Source organism: Lysinibacillus sp. COL-1 (assembly GCF_059814265.1).
The window spans coordinates 737,027-755,336 of the sequence record NZ_JCAWSJ010000004.1 but is presented as its reverse complement, the minus strand read 5'-3'; the positions used below and the strand labels follow the sequence as shown (position 1 = coordinate 755,336).

Annotated in this window: 19 protein-coding genes and 1 other annotated feature; of the genes, 1 reads left to right on the top strand and 18 read right to left on the bottom strand. The window is 37.8% G+C overall.

Going from position 1 to position 18,310, the window contains the following annotated elements:
* Positions 1-23 precede the first annotated feature (23 nt).
* A complete protein-coding gene (locus AC6BKE_RS11885; RefSeq protein WP_499856858.1) occupies positions 24-1,592 on the bottom strand; it encodes a sodium/solute symporter in 1,569 nt (522 codons plus the stop codon).
* Between the two features lie 24 nt (positions 1,593-1,616).
* Positions 1,617-1,952, bottom strand: a complete 336-nt coding sequence (locus AC6BKE_RS11880; RefSeq protein ID WP_036125161.1) for a DUF485 domain-containing protein — start codon at positions 1,950-1,952, stop codon at positions 1,617-1,619.
* 203 nt (positions 1,953-2,155) lie between these two features.
* Here AC6BKE_RS11880 and AC6BKE_RS11875 point away from each other — a divergent pair, with 203 nt between their 5' ends.
* Positions 2,156-3,352, top strand: a complete 1,197-nt coding sequence (locus AC6BKE_RS11875) for a helix-turn-helix transcriptional regulator (RefSeq protein ID WP_036125166.1) — start codon at positions 2,156-2,158, stop codon at positions 3,350-3,352.
* 104 nt (positions 3,353-3,456) lie between these two features.
* On the opposite strand, the gene ileS is transcribed toward AC6BKE_RS11875, so the two are convergent.
* From ileS to AC6BKE_RS11795, 16 genes are all read right to left on the bottom strand, one after another.
* Positions 3,457-6,225: an isoleucine--tRNA ligase gene (gene ileS, locus AC6BKE_RS11870; RefSeq protein WP_499856857.1), complete on the bottom strand. Its 2,769-nt coding sequence runs from the start codon at positions 6,223-6,225 to the stop codon at positions 3,457-3,459.
* Between the two features lie 111 nt (positions 6,226-6,336).
* Positions 6,337-6,560 (bottom strand) — a binding site (T-box leader).
* Positions 6,561-6,656: 96 nt separating this feature from the next.
* The gene (locus AC6BKE_RS11865; RefSeq protein WP_036125171.1) at positions 6,657-7,181 is read right to left on the bottom strand and encodes a DivIVA domain-containing protein; all 525 of its coding nucleotides are present in this window, start codon (positions 7,179-7,181) and stop codon (positions 6,657-6,659) included.
* Positions 7,182-7,276: 95 nt separating this feature from the next.
* Entirely contained in the window at positions 7,277-8,065 is a 789-nt protein-coding gene (locus tag AC6BKE_RS11860) for a YlmH family RNA-binding protein (RefSeq protein WP_089931945.1), read from the bottom strand.
* A 273-nt stretch (positions 8,066-8,338) separates the two neighbouring features.
* Positions 8,339-8,620, bottom strand: a complete 282-nt coding sequence (locus AC6BKE_RS11855) for a YggT family protein (RefSeq protein WP_058843470.1) — start codon at positions 8,618-8,620, stop codon at positions 8,339-8,341.
* A gap of 20 nt (positions 8,621-8,640) precedes the next feature.
* Positions 8,641-9,138 carry a cell division protein SepF gene (locus AC6BKE_RS11850; protein WP_036125175.1) on the bottom strand — a complete coding sequence of 166 codons (498 nt, stop codon included), beginning with the start codon at positions 9,136-9,138 and terminating at the stop codon, positions 8,641-8,643.
* The gene (locus AC6BKE_RS11845; RefSeq protein WP_499856856.1) at positions 9,122-9,826 is read right to left on the bottom strand and encodes a YggS family pyridoxal phosphate-dependent enzyme; all 705 of its coding nucleotides are present in this window, start codon (positions 9,824-9,826) and stop codon (positions 9,122-9,124) included. Before AC6BKE_RS11845 ends, AC6BKE_RS11850 begins: the two co-directional genes overlap by 17 nt.
* Before the next feature lie 117 nt (positions 9,827-9,943).
* On the bottom strand, positions 9,944-10,186 hold the full coding sequence (locus AC6BKE_RS11840) for a PRC-barrel domain-containing protein (protein ID WP_230593885.1): 243 nt from the start codon (positions 10,184-10,186) through the stop codon (positions 9,944-9,946).
* Positions 10,187-10,314: 128 nt separating this feature from the next.
* On the bottom strand, positions 10,315-11,088 hold the full coding sequence (gene sigG, locus AC6BKE_RS11835) for an RNA polymerase sporulation sigma factor SigG (RefSeq protein WP_004227313.1): 774 nt from the start codon (positions 11,086-11,088) through the stop codon (positions 10,315-10,317).
* A 114-nt stretch (positions 11,089-11,202) separates the two neighbouring features.
* Positions 11,203-11,910 carry an RNA polymerase sporulation sigma factor SigE gene (gene sigE, locus AC6BKE_RS11830; RefSeq protein WP_009373518.1) on the bottom strand — a complete coding sequence of 236 codons (708 nt, stop codon included), beginning with the start codon at positions 11,908-11,910 and terminating at the stop codon, positions 11,203-11,205.
* Positions 11,911-11,923: 13 nt separating this feature from the next.
* Positions 11,924-12,757 (bottom strand): sigma-E processing peptidase SpoIIGA, encoded by an 834-nt coding sequence (locus tag AC6BKE_RS11825; RefSeq protein ID WP_499856855.1) that lies wholly within the window; start codon positions 12,755-12,757, stop codon positions 11,924-11,926.
* Between the two features lie 191 nt (positions 12,758-12,948).
* Positions 12,949-14,106, bottom strand: a complete 1,158-nt coding sequence (gene ftsZ, locus AC6BKE_RS11820) for a cell division protein FtsZ (protein WP_058843469.1) — start codon at positions 14,104-14,106, stop codon at positions 12,949-12,951.
* A 53-nt stretch (positions 14,107-14,159) separates the two neighbouring features.
* Positions 14,160-15,443 (bottom strand): cell division protein FtsA, encoded by a 1,284-nt coding sequence (ftsA, locus tag AC6BKE_RS11815; protein WP_036125235.1) that lies wholly within the window; start codon positions 15,441-15,443, stop codon positions 14,160-14,162.
* 95 nt (positions 15,444-15,538) lie between these two features.
* Complete coding sequence (locus AC6BKE_RS11810) at positions 15,539-15,910, bottom strand: small basic family protein (RefSeq protein WP_036125237.1); 372 nt, start codon at positions 15,908-15,910, stop codon at positions 15,539-15,541.
* Between the two features lie 3 nt (positions 15,911-15,913).
* Positions 15,914-16,633, bottom strand: coding sequence for a DUF881 domain-containing protein (locus AC6BKE_RS11805; RefSeq protein ID WP_036125239.1), 720 nt, complete (start codon positions 16,631-16,633; stop codon positions 15,914-15,916).
* Between the two features lie 121 nt (positions 16,634-16,754).
* Complete coding sequence (locus AC6BKE_RS11800; protein WP_036125243.1) at positions 16,755-17,480, bottom strand: DUF881 domain-containing protein; 726 nt, start codon at positions 17,478-17,480, stop codon at positions 16,755-16,757.
* Positions 17,461-18,291: a cell division protein FtsQ/DivIB gene (locus AC6BKE_RS11795; RefSeq protein ID WP_036125245.1), complete on the bottom strand. Its 831-nt coding sequence runs from the start codon at positions 18,289-18,291 to the stop codon at positions 17,461-17,463. Before AC6BKE_RS11795 ends, AC6BKE_RS11800 begins: the two co-directional genes overlap by 20 nt.
* Positions 18,292-18,310 lie beyond the last annotated feature (19 nt).

The window sequence follows — 18,310 nt, the reverse complement described above, 5'->3', positions numbered from 1 at the left end:
AGAAATAGCTCTGACTTGTTGAGTTAAACGGTTTCAGATTCTTTCGAATGCACTCGCTTCATGAAATCATTGACATCAGCCGGAACTTTACGATCTAGTAGTGACACGATAATAACAGATAAGAAGCCAACCGGTACTGTCACAATACCTGGTATTTTAAACTGCAAGAAACTTGGTAATGTTCCTGGTAAAAAGATCATCCACATTGACACGCCAAGACCAATGAGCAATCCTGCAATGGCACCCTTCTCTGTCATGCCCCTCCACCAAATACCGAGAATAAAGATTGGCGTGAATGTACTTGCTGCAACCGTAAAGGCGAGCGCCACTAAATGACCGATGGATGCATCCTTGACAAGTAAACCAAGTGCTCCATATAAAATCCCTAATAATACAATGGCCACTTTACCAGCAACCACACGTTGTTTTTGTGTTATATCCTTTTTCATAATATTGGCATATAAATCATGGGCTAATGCGCCAGAGCTTGTAATAAATAGCCCTGAAAGATTAGAGAAAATAGCTGCAAATGCACCTGCAATTACTAAACCAAGTAACCATTTACCACCTAGCGCAAGGGCTGTCGTCGGAATGACCATGTTATTCCCACCTAATATTAAATCACGCATTACCTCCTCACTAGCTGTTCCCGAAATGAAAATAGATCGGCCTACAACACCTAAATAAACAGCTAATAAGAAAAACGTACTAGCAATGCCAATAGCCATGAGCGCAGATTTACGCGCTGCTTTAGCACTTGGGTTTGTATAAAAGCGTAATAATATATGGGGAAGCCCAATTGTCCCTAAGGCTAAACCAATGGTCATACTAATAGTTTGCCAAAATGTTGGGAAATAAAAGCCTGTGCCTGTCCAAGCGGCACCATCAAAATTCACATCATTACCATCTAAGGCATACGGAGAAGTTCCTGTAATAGGGCCACTGAATGAATGGATGGCAGCTAAAATTTTATCGTAATGCAAACCACCATAAACTGCAGCAATTAACATCACAATAAATGCGCCAAGGCGAATCCACAGCTCCAAAGCTTGGTTGATTGTCGTACCTTTCATTCCACCTATCCCTACATAAAAAACCATGACAACACATGTAAAGATAATGCCAAATTCATAGGAAGTACCAAAAAACATACTTAATATTTGAGCAGCACCTAGTAATTGAGGAGCCGCATAAAAGCCTGAGATGGCTAAAACGACTGCAACCGCTACGAGTCGAGCCCTGCTACTATGAAAACGATAACCTAAAAAATCAGCAACCGTAAATGCACCAAATCTTCTTAAAGGGCCCGCTACGAAAATAGCTAATAATGTTAATCCAATAGAGAAACAAAAAGCATAATAAGCACCATCATAACCTAGTTGAAATGTTAAACCAGCTATTCCAAGAAATGTTGCTGCACTTAAATAATCTCCGCCAATGGCAGAACCATTTGTAAACCATCCAAAGCTTCGGCCACCTACAAAGAAATCCGAAGCTGTTGCATTTCTCTTGGTTAAATACGTAATGTAGACAATCGTTCCCATTAACGCAACGGTCATTAACATCTTTGGTTCTAAAAGAGCTTCCATCATTCAACACTTCCCCCTTTGTTTCACCTACTTATTTGCTATATCGTATTTTTTTAAACGCTTCTCATACATGGCCGTATGCACATACGCAATAATAAAAGCCATAGCCATCATGACAATCGTTGTCACAAACCATGTGACTGTCATGCCGCCCCATATTTTCTTGAATGCAAATGCTGGAGCAAACCAATTCATAACAGGAATACTAAAAATCAAAATAAAGTAAAATACCGTTAAGCCTAAACCTGTTGTAAATTCATCCTTCATAATTTTATTTGTTGTTGCATCTAGAGGCGGTAGATCTTTCACATCAATTGTTCCTGCCTCCACGTAGTCATAATCATGACTGCCTACTTCCGCCATAAGCTAACTCCCCCTTTGTCATATCAGCGAATAATTATCTGAAATTTCAAATTATTATGCACTACAATTATTTTATTCTATTTCAACCACAATATAGATATAAAATTTTGCTGTATTAGTACAAATAATTGCTATTTTAAGTTAAAATATTTTTATCTTTTCATTCGTAGGAGGCTGGTAGCATTTTAAAGGTGGTATGGTATATGGAAAGCTCATTTGATAAACAGCAAATGAGTGAATGGTTAAAAGAGGTTTTACCAAATGCTTTGGAGGAGTGTAAAGTGCCTAAGCGAGAAGATGAGGTCATTATTGTCTATGAGGTCAATCGGTTATTTGATTGGGTGAAGATTAATCGATTAAAAAGAAATTATCCTAATAGTATAATTGTCCCAATTGTTACAGAACACCTCACCTACTCGACTGGTATAGCAATTGAATTAGTTTTACCTGCACTTCTCATAAAACCATTACAGAAATCAAAATTTTTACGAATCGTAAAAAAACTGTACACATCCTATCAGGACAAGAAAGCAAGTACACTCACAATGCTTGAGCTATCACAACAAGTGTCCCAGCATCATACCTCTCCGTTCAGAGAAGCATTTTTGAAACGTCTTATACGTGGCGAAATTGATAATGAACAAGAAATCATTCAATCTGCATCATTTTTATCAACAAATTGTATTCCTAATATTGTGTTCTTAATTCAGGGCTATATCGATAGTGATGCTATTCCTCATGACGCAAGCAGTAACATTACAAATGTTTTTCGTCAGCATTTTGCCAATAAAGCACCCTTATCTTTTTTACATTTCGAACGCTACTTATTACTTCTCATGAGAATTCCGACTGAGTATAACTCTTTTAAACATTGGACAGTAGGCGAATCATGTCTATTGGAGGTCATCGAGACACTTAAAAAGGACTATTGTATCCATCTTTTCATGGGGGTTGGAGGAGTGTTTCAGGACGCAATGCACGTAAAGGAGTCCTATAGTCAAGCACGAAAAGCACGTAGAAAACCACCTATAGATAATATTCATATCAGATATTATGAAGATTTAACAAAGCATGTGCAGCTTCAAAAGGCCATTCATTATATTGAAGAACATTATGATGAGCAATTGACCGTTCGTGATGTTGCAAAATATATAAGCTTTAGTCCCACACATTTTAGCAGGCTATTTAAAAAAGAGACTGGTCGTAATTTCGTTGACTATGTCGCCTTTACACGCCTCATCAAGAGCTTACCCTTTCTACGGAAGTACGACTATACCGTAGAAAAGATCTCCTCCACCTGTGGCTTTAATACACCTAATTACTATAGTTTAACCTTTAAAAAATATGTAGGAATCTCTCCAACGGACTATCGCAATACGACAGAAATTTTATTTAAATAATCTAACAAGAATCTGCAAAACCTCCATGAAAAAAAGCAAGCCCCCATCAAGGAGACTTGCGTATGATCTACAATAGAAATGCAGATTCTTATTATTCATTTCCGTTAAACGTAATATTTTTCTACAACTTCTGCACAGCGCGCACAAACTGTAGGATGTGCCTCATTTGCACCAATTGTTTCAGAAATTGACCAGCAACGCTCACATTTCTCCCCTGTTGCCTTCTCAACTACAATGGATACATGCTCAAGTGCTAAAGCTTCAGCAGGCGCCTCATCAATAGTAGCTACTTCAAAAGCAGAAACGATTGAAAGCTGTGCAAAGTCAATGTTCACATCATTCAATAAGGCTACAACATCCTCTTTGCCATATACTGTTACTTTTGCTTCTAGTGATTTACCTATTGTTTTAGCATTACGAGCTTCCTCTAATGCTTTTAAGATATCGTCACGTACATCAATAATATTTTCCCATTTTGTACGTAGGCTTTCAAAATTCCCTTGAACATCTACCTCTGGGAAGTCCGTTAATTGAACAGAAACTTCCTCTACAATACCTTGGGCATGTAGATAAGACCACATTTCATCTGTTGTATGAGGGATGATTGGTGTCATGATTTTAACCAATGTCATTAATGTATCGTAAATAACTGTTTGCATCGCTCGACGATCTTTATTGTCGTGACCTTCGATATAGACAACATCTTTTGCAATATCTAAATAGAATGAAGATAACTCGACTGCGACAAAATTATTGACGATGTGATAAACAGCAGCGAAATCATAACGATCATATGCTGCACGAACAGTTTGTAAGACATCCTGTAAACGCATATAGACATATTGATCCATCTCACGAAGCTCTGCATAGGCAACACGATCTTTCTTTGGATCGAAATCAGCGATATTGCCGTGTAAGAAGCGGAATGTATTACGAATTTTACGGTACACCTCTGATACTTGCTTTAGCATATCCATCGAAATTCGTACATCCGCTGTATAGTCAACAGAAGCAACCCATAGACGAAGAATATCTGCTCCATACTGATCCATTACTTTTTGTGGAATGATCACATTTCCTAATGATTTACTCATTTTACGTCCTTCACCATCAAGAACAAAACCATGTGTTAATAGTCCTTTATATGGTGCATAACCATTAATAGCAACAGATGTAATAAGAGATGAGTTAAACCAACCACGATGCTGGTCAGAGCCTTCTAAGTATAAATCAGCTGGATATTTCATGCCGCGCTCTACAAGTACACCTTGGTGGGATGAACCTGAATCGAACCAGACGTCCATAATATCATTTTCTTTTGTGAATTCGCCGTTCGGGCTACCTGGATGTGTAAAGCCCTCTGGTAATAATTCTTTTGCTGTTTTTTGGAACCAAATATTGGATCCATGCTCACGGAATAATGCTGAGATATGGCTAATTGTTTCAGGTGTAATAATTGGCTCTCCGTTTTCTGCGTAGAAAATTGGAATCGGCACACCCCAAGCACGTTGACGTGAAATAACCCAGTCTCCACGATCACGAATCATATTATAAAGACGAGTTTCTCCCCAAGCTGGTGTAAATGCTGTAGCTTTTACAGCTTCTAACAACTCACCACGGAATGCTTCAACAGAGGCAAACCATTGTGGTGTCGCACGATAAATAACAGGTTTTTTCGTACGCCAGTCATGTGGATAAGAGTGCGTAAAGAAGTCAAGTTTTTCTAATGCATCTACTTCTTTTAGTTTTTCTGTTACAAGTTTGTTGGCATCATTATAAAACACGCCTTCAAAGCCAGGTGCTTCATCTGTATAACAGCCGCTATTATCAAGAGGGCTAAGAATGCCTAAACCATATTGTTTACCAATATGATAATCGTCTTCCCCGTGTCCAGGAGCTGTATGAACACAACCTGTACCCGCTTCAGCAGTTACGTGTTCTCCTACCATAATAAGAGATTCACGATCATAAAATGGATGCTGCGCTACAAGACGATCAAGTGCTTCCCCTTTTACTTCTTGAACAACCTCATAGTCTTCCCATCCAAGGGCATTCGCTACTGATGTTAATAATTCTTTGGCAATGATGAATTTTTTATTAGCTACAGCAACTACAACATACATAAATTCAGGATTTAAAGAAATGCCTAAGTTTGCTGGTAATGTCCAAGGTGTTGTTGTCCAAATAATAAATTTAGCATCTGCTGGTACAATACCTTTCGCATCTTTAATAGCAAAGCTAACATAGATTGATGGTGATTTGATGTCCTTATATTCAATTTCAGCTTCTGCTAAAGCAGATTCAGAAGATGGTGACCAATAAACTGGTTTTAAGCCTTTATAAATGTAACCCTTTTCAGCCATTTTACCGAACACTTCAATTTGACGTGCTTCAAATTCAGGCTTTAATGTAATATAAGGGTTTTCCCAATCACCACGAATGCCTAGACGACGGAATTGGGCACGTTGATTATCAATTTGCTCATATGCATACTCTTCACAAAGTTGGCGGAATGCTGCTACTGACATTTCTTTACGCTTTACACCTTTGTTTGTCAGTGCTTGTTCAATTGGTAGACCGTGCGTATCCCAGCCTGGAATATAATTCACATGGTAGCCAGTCATTGAACGATGACGTGTAATCATATCCTTCAATACTTTATTTAAGGCATGGCCGATGTGGATATCACCATTTGCATAGGGAGGACCATCATGTAGAACATATTCTGGACGATCGGCAGTACGTTCCATCTGTAATTTGTTAATATCCATGTCATTCCATTTTTCTTGCGTTTTTGGCTCATTCGCCGGTAGATTCCCACGCATTGGGAAATCTGTTTTTGGCATTAATAACGTATCTTTGTATTCAACCATTAAAATTCCTCCTTTATTTTACCCAAGCATATAGACAATTACTTCTAGGACAGTTATTGGCAAACGCAACTCAAACAATTCGTGAACAAATAAAAAAAGCCCTCAATCCCACTAAGGGACGAGAAGCTTCTACTCGCGGTACCACCCTACTTGTAGCACAAAAATATTGCACTACCTCTTTCAAGCACGTTAACGTCGTGCATCACGAAATAACCTACTTTTTTCAGCTATTTAGCTCAGAAGTGATGTTCAATGTTAGTTGCATGTTTGGGCTCTCACTGTCCCCAAATCGCTTAACTACGCCTAACAAATACTGTCTTCGTCTCTGCCTGTATGCATATCTTTTCAAAATAATTACTATTACAAAGTATATGAAATTCAAACAATGGCGTCAAGTTTCATTTGTCGAGTGCAACCATTAAAAAGAAAAGTTACATCTCTTCAGATTCTTGTGCTTCCTCAACAGATGCTTGAATTTCTGTTAAATCAATATCATATTGAAGCAAATGATCCCAGTCATCAGCATTAAGCAAATCAAGCTGTGCCTCAACAAGCATCTTGAAACGATTACGGAATACTTTAGATTGTTTTTTAAGCTCATCAATTTCAATCGTCACCTTACGAGCTTTTGTTAAAGCATCATTGACAATTCGATCAGCATTTTTCTCAGCCTCTTTTACAATGAGTTTAGCCTCTTTTTGTGAATTTCTTCGCACTTCATCAGCCGCTTCTTGTGCAACAACAATGGACTTCTGCAAAGTTTCTTCTAAGGAGCTAAAATGCCTCGCCTGTTCTAAGGCCATCTCTAATTGCTTATCAACCTCTTTTTTTTCACGTAACAAAATTTCGTAGTCTTTAATGATTTGGTCTAAAAATTCATTTACTTCATCTTCAGCATAACCTCTGAAAGCTTTTGTAAACTCCTTATTATGTATATCAATAGGTGATAATGGCATACAATCCTTCTCTCCTTTACATGTACATTCGTAATTTCTATTATACAATTGTTCCGACAACTTAGCAGTAAAAATTAATGAAATTTACTTCACTTTCAGCTTTTTTGGGCCAATCGACCGATTTGCAGACGGATTTTATCCTTTTTTGTACGGCCTTCTGTCATAATAATTTTCACACGACCGCTCCCTCGTATCGATAAAATATCCCCTTCTTGTAATTCAAAGGCAACTGTATCTCGCTCTGTCCAATTGACACGTACTTTATTCCCAGTAATCAAAGCTTGTGCCTTTTGACGTGACACATTTAAAATGGTAGCGATAATCACATCTAAACGCATGGATGAAACAGTATGAGATTCCTCAAACCACTCATCCTCATTGAAGAGAAGTGGCTCGTCTTGCTTTAAAGATTCAACATGTACCTTGACTTTACCAATACCCGTTAAATGCAAACGAACATAATCTGCTACCTCTTGTGCTACTACAAATTGCACCTGCTGCTCATTGACACGTATATCACCAAATTTACCACGATTCAAGCCTAATGATAACAAGGCCCCTAACACATCTGGATGCCGGAGCTGGACAAATTTCATAGGATAGTGAATCGTAAATGCTGTCAGCTGAAAGTCTTCCTCCATAACTTCATAGTAAGCAGGATAAATAAGCATACGCTGTCTCTCTGCCCCGTCAAATAATCCTGCACATGCCGTTTTCAATATGTCGTCCTGTCCGATAATAGATGTCACGATAAAACGCTGTCTGGGATCAAGAAAATCTGTTAGCTTAGGTGCATAGCGATCCTCTACCTCACGCTGCCAACTTATTACTTGTTCAATAAACGGTTGTTCATCTTTTCGAAAATGCTGAATTAAGTGTTCCATCTCGTTGTCTCCTCTTTCACTAGTTCTATATGCTTGGTGGGCTGGATGAACATAGTATTTCCAAGTTATGACGTCTTTGCATCATTGAGTATAATTTTTTTACATTTACTTGAAAAGCTCTTTTTTCCACTGGGGCAGTCTCATTATACAAGGATATTTGAACAGCCGTTAAACAAACCTTTATCACCCTCTATTTTTTTGAACCACCGTTGCTCTTTCCGTACAAAAACATTGCTAAATAAAAAATCCCCACCTAAGAGTGAGGATTTACTGCTAAACGAACATAAGAAATATTTTCTGGATGACTATAACAAGCCCTCGTTCAATAAAATTCAACATGAAGATAGCCACAATTGGTGAAATATCAATCATTCCAAGTGGTGGAATGAACTTTCTGAAAATCCCTAAATACGGCTCACACACTTTTTCAAGCATACGTCCAATGGCTGAATTTTGAGCGGCAGGCACCCAAGACATTAAAATATAGCCAATTAGCATAAATGAATAGATTCTAAATGCTAATGATACATAACCAAGTATTATAAAAAAAGTCATATAAACTACAATCCTCGCTATTAATTATCGTCTAAAATAAAGTTTGTAATTTCACCAGTCACTTCTACATTATCTGGCGTACAAAGGAAGATATCTTTACCGATACGTTGGATATCCCCGGCAAGTGCATAGACTGTACCACTTAAAAAATCAATAATGCGTTTACCTTGCTCTCGTTCAATACGTTGTAAATTGACGATTGCAGCACGCTTATTTTTTAAATGCTCCGCGATATCTTGTGCTTCTGCATAAACTCTAGGCTCAATTAAAACAACTTTTGCTCCCTTAGAGCTCATAGCTGCCTGCAAGCTTACAATGTTGTTAGGCGTTGCTGAACTTTGCGGCATAATTTCTTGAATAGGCGCCCTACGCTCTTTAATCGTTTTTTTAGGCTTTACGGAATGAATCGGTTGCTGTTGTTGTATGGGCTGTTGCTGCTGAATAGGAGCTTGCGTGATTTCTTCTTCTAGTTCTTCTTCAAGGTAAAAGAAGTTTTTAATTTTATTTTTCATGCTCATCCTGTTCCCCTCTTTCATTTCCAACAAGAGCCGTTCCGATTCGAACAAAAGTAGCCCCTTCCTCTACCGCAATTTCAAAGTCATTAGACATGCCCATTGATAACTCGGTACAAGGTGCATGTGCGAATCCTTGCTCGGCTATTTGCTGTTGACATTGTTTTAATTGCTTGAAAACAGAGCGAATGATTGCTTCGTCTTCTGTATTTGGTGCCATGGTCATTAAACCTACAACTTGAATCTTTGTAAAACTCTTTAACGCTTCTACAAAAGGCAAAACTTCTTCGATACTTAAGCCATGTTTTGATTCTTCACCCGAAACATTTACTTGTACAAAACATTTAACTGGCCGATCTGCTCTTTTTTCAATTTCTTCTGCCAGACTCAAACGATCTAAGGAGTGTAAATAATCAATGCTGTTAATGACTTGTTTTACTTTACGTGTTTGAAGTGACCCGATATAATGCCAATGTACATCAGCATGAATCTCTGCAATTTTACGTTGCAGGCCTTCAGGTCTATTTTCTCCTAAATGAGAGAGTCCTGCATCAATTGCTTCTTGTGTTCTTTCAACAGAAACTTCTTTCGTTACGGCAATTATTTGGACTTTATCACCCTGACGATTCCCTTTTTTTTCTGCTGCTGTTATTAAATCATGTAGTTTGTTTAAATTTGTTAAGATTTTTGTCACTGTTTTTCCCAACTTTACAACAATAGTTTCTTTTATTGTAACAAGCAATGCTTGATTTATCAATGAATAGCCTGACCTATGTCAGTTTACATTCACCACAATTTTATTAACATAGTCTTAGGAAAGTGCTTTAACTAAAATAACATCCTTGCCAACGACAAGCACATCTTTCATATACACTTTTCTTACAGACTCTTCCCCTTTAAAAAAACCAAGATATTTACGAGGCTCTGCAATCAAAAATGCTGTCACATAGCCCGTTTCTTTTGAGACTTCAGCATCTATTACAAAACCTATAAATCGCCCATTTCCTGCTTCAATCACTTCTTTTTGCTGTAATAATGAAAAACGCAATGACATACCTCCTCTATTCTTTATTTTTGTACATTCATTTCTATCATCAAACTTAGCTGTTACTTTATATTTATGTATCACTTGTTCATTGAATGAAGATAAAATGCGCACCGAATAATCCGATGCGCATTTTTTTATTTGTAATCTTTTTGCATTGTTTCAATAGCATTTTTTTCAAGACGTGAAATTTGTGCTTGGGAAATCCCCAATTCCTTCGCGATTTCCGTTTGCGTTTCGCCATAATAGAAACGTTTTGCAACGATCATTTGCTGACGTTCATCTAGCTTTTGCAAGCTTTCCTTTACCGACACGTAGGCAACCCATTGATCCTCTGATACATCATCATCACGTAATTGGTCCATCATATAAACAGCGTCTCCACCGTCTGAATAAATGGGCTCCTGTAATGAAACTGGATCTTGAATGGCATCTAAAGCGAATAAAACATCTTCTTTTTTCATGTCAATCATCTCAGCAATTTCTTCAATCGTTGGTTCACGCAAATTATCGGTTATCCATTGCTCTTTTGCCTGCATTGCCTTATAAGCTATATCTCTTAGAGAGCGCGATACACGCAATGCATGATGATCACGCAGATGGCGACGAATTTCACCAATAATCATTGGTACAGCATATGTCGAAAATCGTACATTATGCTTTAAATCAAAATGATCAATGGCTTTCATGAGCCCAATACAGCCCACTTGAAATAAATCATCTGCCTGTTCACCCCGATAGGCAAATCTACCGACAATACTAAGCACTAACCTTAAATTGCACATGACAAGCTCTTCTCTAATCTCAGTTTCTCCAGCTTGTAAACGGATGAAGAGTTCCTTCATTTCCTCGTGCTTTAAAATTGGCAAAGTCGATGTATCTAAGCCGCAAAGATCTACTTTTGTTCGCATATTCGATTCCTCCGGATGTTATTCTCTGACTAAACCGTGACATCAGTTTGTCCGAGAGAAACAAGAATATGCACAAAAGCTGCGACCAATTTTAGGTAGGTTAAATTTCCCTTTCTACGAAATCGGTTGATTTAAATTTTCACGTAAGTCTTGAATAATTTTCTTTTCTAATCGGGAAATATATGATTGCGATATGCCTAAATGATCTGCCACTTCTTTTTGAGTCATTTCAACTTTTCCATTGAGACCAAAACGACATTCCATAATATACCGCTCTCGCGCACCTAATAAATTAATCGCATGGAACATATGCTGACGTTCAATTTTCTTCTCAACATTATCAAGAATAATATGCTCTTCTGTTCCTAAAATATCTGACAGTAATAATTCATTTCCATCTGCATCAGAATTTAGTGGTTCATCTAGTGAAACTTCACCCTTCATACGACTTGTTTTTCGTAAATGCATTAAAATTTCGTTTTCAATGCAACGTGATGCATATGTTGCAAGCTTAATATTTTTATCAGTATTGAACGTTTCAATCGCCTTAATTAAACCAATCGAGCCTATGCTGATTAAATCTTCTATTGGCGTGCCTGTGTTATCAAAACGTCTTGCAATATATACAACAAGACGTAAATTACGTTCAATTAGTGTGTCTCTAGCACGTAAATCACCGTTCATAAAGGATGCAATGACTGTAACTTCTTCTTCTCGACTTAATGGCACTGGCAATGAATCATTTCCCCCTATATAGTACGTTTCACGACTCCGAAACTTACTCCATAATTTTTTCAAGCTAGCAAGTAGCCTAAGAAGCAATAGTTCTCCCCCTCTATGAGTTATTTGAAAGCGCTGAAAAATGTAAAATTGCTGCTGTGCTATGTGGAAAATTTTTAGCTTTCTTGGTTAAAACGATATATTCATTCGTTTTCACTTGTGAGGGCTCCCCCTTTATATGCCACTCATCAAAACGAAAACCAAGCACTACGGTTTGCTGCTGTACCGTATTAACATGAATAAATCGTATATAACGCTGATAATCTTCTGAAAACATGGATACATTGTACGGATCTGTTTCTTGCCATTCTATTAATGATTGACGGAACGCTGAAGGTAAATGTGGCCGTAAAGCTGTATAGGAAACAAAATGAACCGGCTTTCCTGATAATGGCTCAATAGCTTGATTACCTGTATCCACAAAAGCAGAAAGTGGTATGGTTGCCCCCAAAATTTTTAAAGTTGTATCAAAAACAAATTGACCACTTAAGCGTTCTAGCTTTACAAAACCCCATTGCTTGTAGAATGCAATAAGATTTAAAACTGCAAGTAAAAAGCAAATCATAATAAAATGGGTAACAGAAAGATTTTTCAAAAAAGGTTGTAGAGCTGTTAATAAACCGCCAATAACGATTGTTGCTGTTAATACAATAGGACCTTGCTTCTGAAAACTTCGAATCTTGAAGTGAAATGCTATACCAATTAGCAATATAAAACTAAGAATCGTCGTCCACAGCATTTGACCGCCAATGACAGCTACAAAACTACTACAAATTGAACTCATTAATAATCTTGAATTCTTCACCAAGACCCCTGTTACTCTTGCCGTAAACGTGAGTATTGCTAGATTAAAAAGCGTATTAATGAGCACCAGCCATTCTCCATACATAACAGCCGCCTCCTACTTACAAAGTTAGCACGTTATTCCCACAAATATTGTCAAACAATCGCATCATTTCCTGAAAATGTTTTGACAAAATACATGGTTTCCTTACACATTTGAACAACATGTTATGCAATATAAAAAGCTCGTACCCTACCTAAGTAGAATACGAGCTTTCTAGAAGATTTATGCTTGTTTTATCCGCGATTTTTGCGGTTACGTAAAAATGCAGGTACTTCAAGCATGTCATCCTGTGCATAATGTTGCTGATTTTGACGTGGCTGCTCTTGTTGAACATGCGTTTCTTGTCGTTGTTCACGAATCGGCGCCTGTTGTTGTGGAGCAGATTGTCTGTTTATGTTGAGTGACGGTTTTGCTGTATTACGTTGTTGCTGTAGTGCTTCTTCAGTGAAGCCAGTCGCAATAACTGTAACAATGATTTCATCTTTAAGATTTTCATTAATAACAGAACCGAAAATCATATTTACTTCTTCATCTGACGCAGAAGCTACGATATCTGCCGCTTCTTGTACTTCAAATAAACTTAGATTTGAACCACCTGTAATGTTCATAAGGACACCTTTAGCACCATCAATTGACGATTCAAGCAATGGACTTGAAATTGCTTTCTTCGCAGCTTCAGAAGCTCTATTTTCGCCTGTTGCGATACCAATGCCCATTAATGCTGAACCTTTGTTAGACATAATTGTTTTCACGTCAGCAAAGTCTAAGTTAATAAGACCAGGTGTTGCAATTAAGTCCGAAATACCTTGTACACCCTGACGTAAAACATTATCAGCTTCTCTGAAGGCTTCTAACATTGGTGTTGATTTATCAACAATTTGTAAAAGCTTATCGTTCGGAATCACAATCAGTGTATCTACTGATTCCTTCATACCACCAATTCCACCGATTGCTTGTGTTTGGCGCTTACGTCCTTCAAACGTAAATGGGCGTGTGACAACCCCTACTGTAAGGGCTCCCAATTCACGTGCAATTTGTGCAATAACTGGGGCTGCACCAGTACCTGTTCCGCCACCCATACCGGCTGTCACAAATACCATATCTGCCCCACGAAGAACTTCTTCTAGCTGTTCTCTGCTCTCTTCAGCAGCTTTTTTTCCTACTTCAGGATTTGCACCTGCACCTAGTCCACGCGTTAATTTAGCACCAATTTGTAGCTTTATTTCCGCTTTGGATAAGTTTAATGCCTGTGCATCTGTGTTCACTGCGATAAAGTCAACGCCTTGTACACCATGTTCTATCATTCGATTGACCGCGTTGTTACCGCCGCCACCAACACCTATGACCTTTATTACTGCAAGTTCATCAACACTTGTATCAAATTCTAACATCTCTTTTTCCTCCCACGGTAACTCGACTCTGTATCATTCATTACGCATTCTAGTTAATCAAAAAACTTATCAAATAATTTTTTTGCTTTCCCGATTACGCTTTCTTTTGGTTCTGAAGGTGTAGAATACTCTTGCTTTTTATTTATAGCTGGTTGAGCCCCTACAGCTGCATATTCAACAGGTTGCGTATTCGTACTCTTACCGTAAAAATCATCTTCTAAATAGGCGTAACGAATAAGTCCAACTGCCGTCGCAAATGAAGGCTCTCTAACGCCAATATAATCGGGTGTATAGATTCTTACACGCGTTTGTAGAATTTGACGTGCCAATTGGGCTATTCCTTCAAGCTTTGCAACGCCACCGGTTAAAACAACGCCACCTGGTAAATCTCGAACACCTAAACGCGCCAACTCATCAATCACTAACTCCAATAATTCTTCTAATCTAGCGCCAATAATTTCTGAAATATAACGCTGACTGTACTGATCAGTTGAATCTGTACCTACAACAGGCACTTCAAAGACTTCATCATCAGATGCATCGTCATAAAAGGCATGTCCAAATTGGTGTTTGATCTGCTCTGCTTGTTCTGTTGGTGTTTTTAAAACGATTGAAATATCTTTCGTTATATGATCACCACCAACTGGTATGACACCCGTATGCGTTAACAAACCCTCTTCAAATACCGTGATTGTTGTAGATCCGCCTCCTAAGTCTATAAAGGCAGTCCCTTGGTTTTTTTCATCTTCAGTTAATGCAAAGTAGCCTGATGCTAATGGCTGCAAATATATTTCTCGTATACTTAAACCAGCTCGTTCTACACAGCGAAGAACGTTGTGTAGAAGCGTTTTGGAAGTCGTTATCATTGTTGCATCCATCTCAAGGCGGATGCCAATCATACCACGAGGATCTTTAATTTCATCAAGGTTGTCTACAATAAACTGTCTTGGAATGATGTTAACTAATTCACGTTCAGGAGGTATCGACATGACTTGTGCAGATTCTACCACTCTGTCTAAATCATCATCTGTAATTTCTCTATTTTCACTATTCACAGCGACAACACCTTTAACTAGCTGTAACATCGTCTGGTTAGCTGGAACGCCTAAAACGACTTCATGAATTTGATAACCTGTCATTCGTTCGGCTTGTTCTACTGCTTTTCGAATAGATTGTACTGTTGCATCAATATCAACAATTGCACCTTTTCGAACGCCATTCGATTTTACATTTCCGACGCCAATTACATGTAATTGCCCGTCACTCATTTCACCTATTAATACCTTGATAGAGGAGGACCCAATATCAAGTGAAATGTATAAATCTTGCTGATTCAATTCGCTGCACCTCCTTGAAAAATGCTCTTATTTTCATTCTATTGTAAATTTGGCATAATGTCTAAGCAAATCGAGTATTTTGGTCAATTTTTCTCTCATTCTATGGAAGTTCTTTTTCTCTTGTGACGTTTTTCATCTAAGCGGGTTAGTAATATACGCCTAATTATTGCTATATTTTGGAACAAACGTACTCCAAAAGCGAAAATGGCTGCTAAATACAAATCAATCCCTAAGTTCACGCCTATAAAGGCTAAACCCGCTGCTAGAACTATATTAAAAAAGAATCCTGATACAAATACTTTATCGTCGTAAACTTGCTGTAATTGCGCGCGAATACCACCAAATAATGTATCTAAAGCTGCTAAAACAGCTATTGACAGATAATTTTCATACATAGAGGGGATTTGTATATTTGTTAACAAGCCAAGGGCAAGTCCAAATAGCAAACCTAAAAATGGTAGCCACATATATTAATCTCCTTTTTTTACCTCTGCTAAATAATCATTTGTCAATGGCTGATCAAATGCTGGAATTTGTAACTGCTCAGTTGGCTCTTCAATCACTAAATTAAAATTATCTAAATAAAATGAGTCTACAAATGTTGAGGCTTGTAGTGAATTATACAATTTTTGTGCTGCTTTATAATTGCTTGTCCCAACATGAACCTCGAAAGTAGGGGAAGACAATGGTATACTATTCACTGTTGTCTTACCATTTATATCCCGAATGGCTGTTGTTTGTACAACACGGTTGCCGTCGATGGAAACACTCGTAGCATCATTTTTAAAAAGCGTATTTAATAACTGAGTTAATAAATCGGGTGAAATTTCTTTAATTTCATACCCCATTTCAATTAATTCTGGTGCAGGTTCAACATGTAGTATGACGCCTGCCCCCATAACTTCTGTTAATCCTGCCTGTAGCTTTAAACGATTTAATGTTTCATTTAAAGCTGCTTGCTGATTTACTTTCTCAGATTGCTCATAGCGATCCACTACTTCATGAAGTGAGCGAATTTCTGCCAGTAATGCGGAATGTCTTTGTTTTTCTTGTGCTAATTCCTCTCTTATTGCCCAAATATCTCGTGTATCTCGCTCAGCTGGTTTTTGTATGGTATTGTATTGTACCGCTATCATCAAACCGATAATAAATAGCACGATCGTTATTCGGGTGTACATATTTCTTTTCAAAATAGCCCCTCCTAGACGTATCGCATGCCCCGCAGAATTCATATTTGAATTGTAAATACTACAATCGTCTATTTATCTGGAGGCTAAGTTAGACTTTAAGTAGGATCAATAAAGCTTGTCCTTAACTCTCTACTTTTACTTTTGGCATTGTCAGCTTTTGATTTTCTTCCAATGACACGATAATATTGTCATTTAATAGCTGATCCACCACACCACCATTTAAATTTAAAGAAGCCATTAAAGTTTCTGAATCACCTACTGCTTCTATCACAAATGGCGCTGGGTGCTGTGTCCCATCAATTGTTATCACTGGTCCATTACAGCGAATATAGGAATTAGCCATAACACGTTGTCCATTGATAGCAATGGCTTGAGCACCTGAAATTTTCAGTTCGTTCAACAATTTAAAAACATGGCTTTCATGAACGATATAATCATTTGGATTCAAAGATTTCGGATCATAGTCTCCATCTTGAAGAGTTACACGTATGCCTTTTCCCTCACTTTTTAGTTCACCAAGTAATAAACGTAAATCCTCTGCTTGTTCAACAAGCTTCTTATAATCCTTTTCATTTGAAGCAAATGATTTTTCATACTTTCGAATCTGTTCTTGTAAATTATTTAGCTCTTCTGTAAGCTCTTTATTGCGTTCTTGTTGAGTGATTAACTCCTCACGATAAGAGTCCTCTTGCTCAAAAAGCTCTGAATTAATAGTGCCTGCTTCCCGATTGTCTTTTGCTTGGTTGTATGAATAGCCTATGATAAATCCTGTTGTTACACAAACAATTAGTAATTCAAATTGTTTTCTAGAAAAAAAACTCCCTTTGCTATTCTTCTTGTTGTTCATCTTCCGTCACTTCCTGGTTAACCATTTCCCCATCTGCACTTGCTTCCAAGTCAATACTTATCTTGTTGTACTCCTCATTAAAAGGACGATAGTATGAACCGACCTCTAAATCGATCACACCTTTTTCTAAGTTGGCAATTTGCGCAACGATCGAGGGGTAGTAATCTAACTTTTCCGCCAGCGTCTGAATCACAGCACGTACTTCATAGCCATCATTCATATAAAGCTTGACCGCATTTGGATTCGCATCATTACTATTCGTGTTAACTTGAGAAATTAAAGCCAAAACTTCCGGCTTTAATTGCGCTAGCTGCTCAACAAGCTTATTAATGGTTTTTTCACCGGTTATCCCGATAAAAACAGGTGCATCAATTGGTGTATCATTACCAGTTTGTTCAAAGCGTTTGCCGTTTTCTAGCAAAGGATAGTAGGTGCCGTCTCCAGCTAAGTACGCAACCTTTTTCCATTCTTTTATTTCAATTGTAACGCCTTGTAGCCAGTTACGTTTAACATGTGCTTCTTTTACCCATTTATCCTTTAATAAAATCTGCTCAACATCTTCCACTTTGAAACCCCACATTGATTTACCTGGAACAAGGGTACTTGTCTCCAAATAATATTCGTCATTCGCTAGCTTAGCACCATGAACTGTGATTTTCTTGATATTGCTATATGGAGATTGAAAATAAAGGAGTACTGCTAACACAATAAAGAAAAGTAATATTAGCACTATAAATTTCCGGTTAGTACGCTTTTTTCGTCGCTTTTTAAGCGTAGGTATGCGATCTTCTATATCGATTACTTTCTCCAAAAAGTACTCCTCCTTTATA

Excerpts from the sequence above, each read along its gene's own strand:
- ftsZ (WP_058843469.1), bottom strand. The coding sequence starts at position 14,106 with ATGTTAGAATTTGATACAAGTGTTGATGAACTTGCAGTAATAAAGGTC.
- AC6BKE_RS11840 (WP_230593885.1), bottom strand. The coding sequence starts at position 10,186 with ATGTCATTGCGTTTTTCATTATTACAGCAAAAAGAAGTGATTGAAGCA.
- AC6BKE_RS11865 (WP_036125171.1), bottom strand. The coding sequence starts at position 7,181 with ATGCCATTATCACCTATTGATATACATAATAAGGAGTTTACAAAAGCT.
- AC6BKE_RS11825 (WP_499856855.1), bottom strand. The coding sequence starts at position 12,757 with ATGTATGGAGAATGGCTGGTGCTCATTAATACGCTTTTTAATCTAGCA.
- ileS (WP_499856857.1), bottom strand. The coding sequence starts at position 6,225 with ATGGTTGAATACAAAGATACGTTATTAATGCCAAAAACAGATTTCCCA.
- AC6BKE_RS11855 (WP_058843470.1), bottom strand. The coding sequence starts at position 8,620 with ATGACTTTTTTTATAATACTTGGTTATGTATCATTAGCATTTAGAATC.
- sigG (WP_004227313.1), bottom strand. The coding sequence starts at position 11,088 with ATGCGAACAAAAGTAGATCTTTGCGGCTTAGATACATCGACTTTGCCA.
- AC6BKE_RS11850 (WP_036125175.1), bottom strand. The coding sequence starts at position 9,138 with ATGAGCATGAAAAATAAAATTAAAAACTTCTTTTACCTTGAAGAAGAA.
- AC6BKE_RS11810 (WP_036125237.1), bottom strand. The coding sequence starts at position 15,910 with ATGTGGCTACCATTTTTAGGTTTGCTATTTGGACTTGCCCTTGGCTTG.
- AC6BKE_RS11875 (WP_036125166.1), top strand. The coding sequence starts at position 2,156 with ATGGAAAGCTCATTTGATAAACAGCAAATGAGTGAATGGTTAAAAGAG.
- AC6BKE_RS11860 (WP_089931945.1), bottom strand. The coding sequence starts at position 8,065 with ATGGAACACTTAATTCAGCATTTTCGAAAAGATGAACAACCGTTTATT.
- AC6BKE_RS11885 (WP_499856858.1), bottom strand. The coding sequence starts at position 1,592 with ATGATGGAAGCTCTTTTAGAACCAAAGATGTTAATGACCGTTGCGTTA.
- AC6BKE_RS11880 (WP_036125161.1), bottom strand. The coding sequence starts at position 1,952 with ATGGCGGAAGTAGGCAGTCATGATTATGACTACGTGGAGGCAGGAACA.
- AC6BKE_RS11800 (WP_036125243.1), bottom strand. The coding sequence starts at position 17,480 with ATGAACAACAAGAAGAATAGCAAAGGGAGTTTTTTTTCTAGAAAACAA.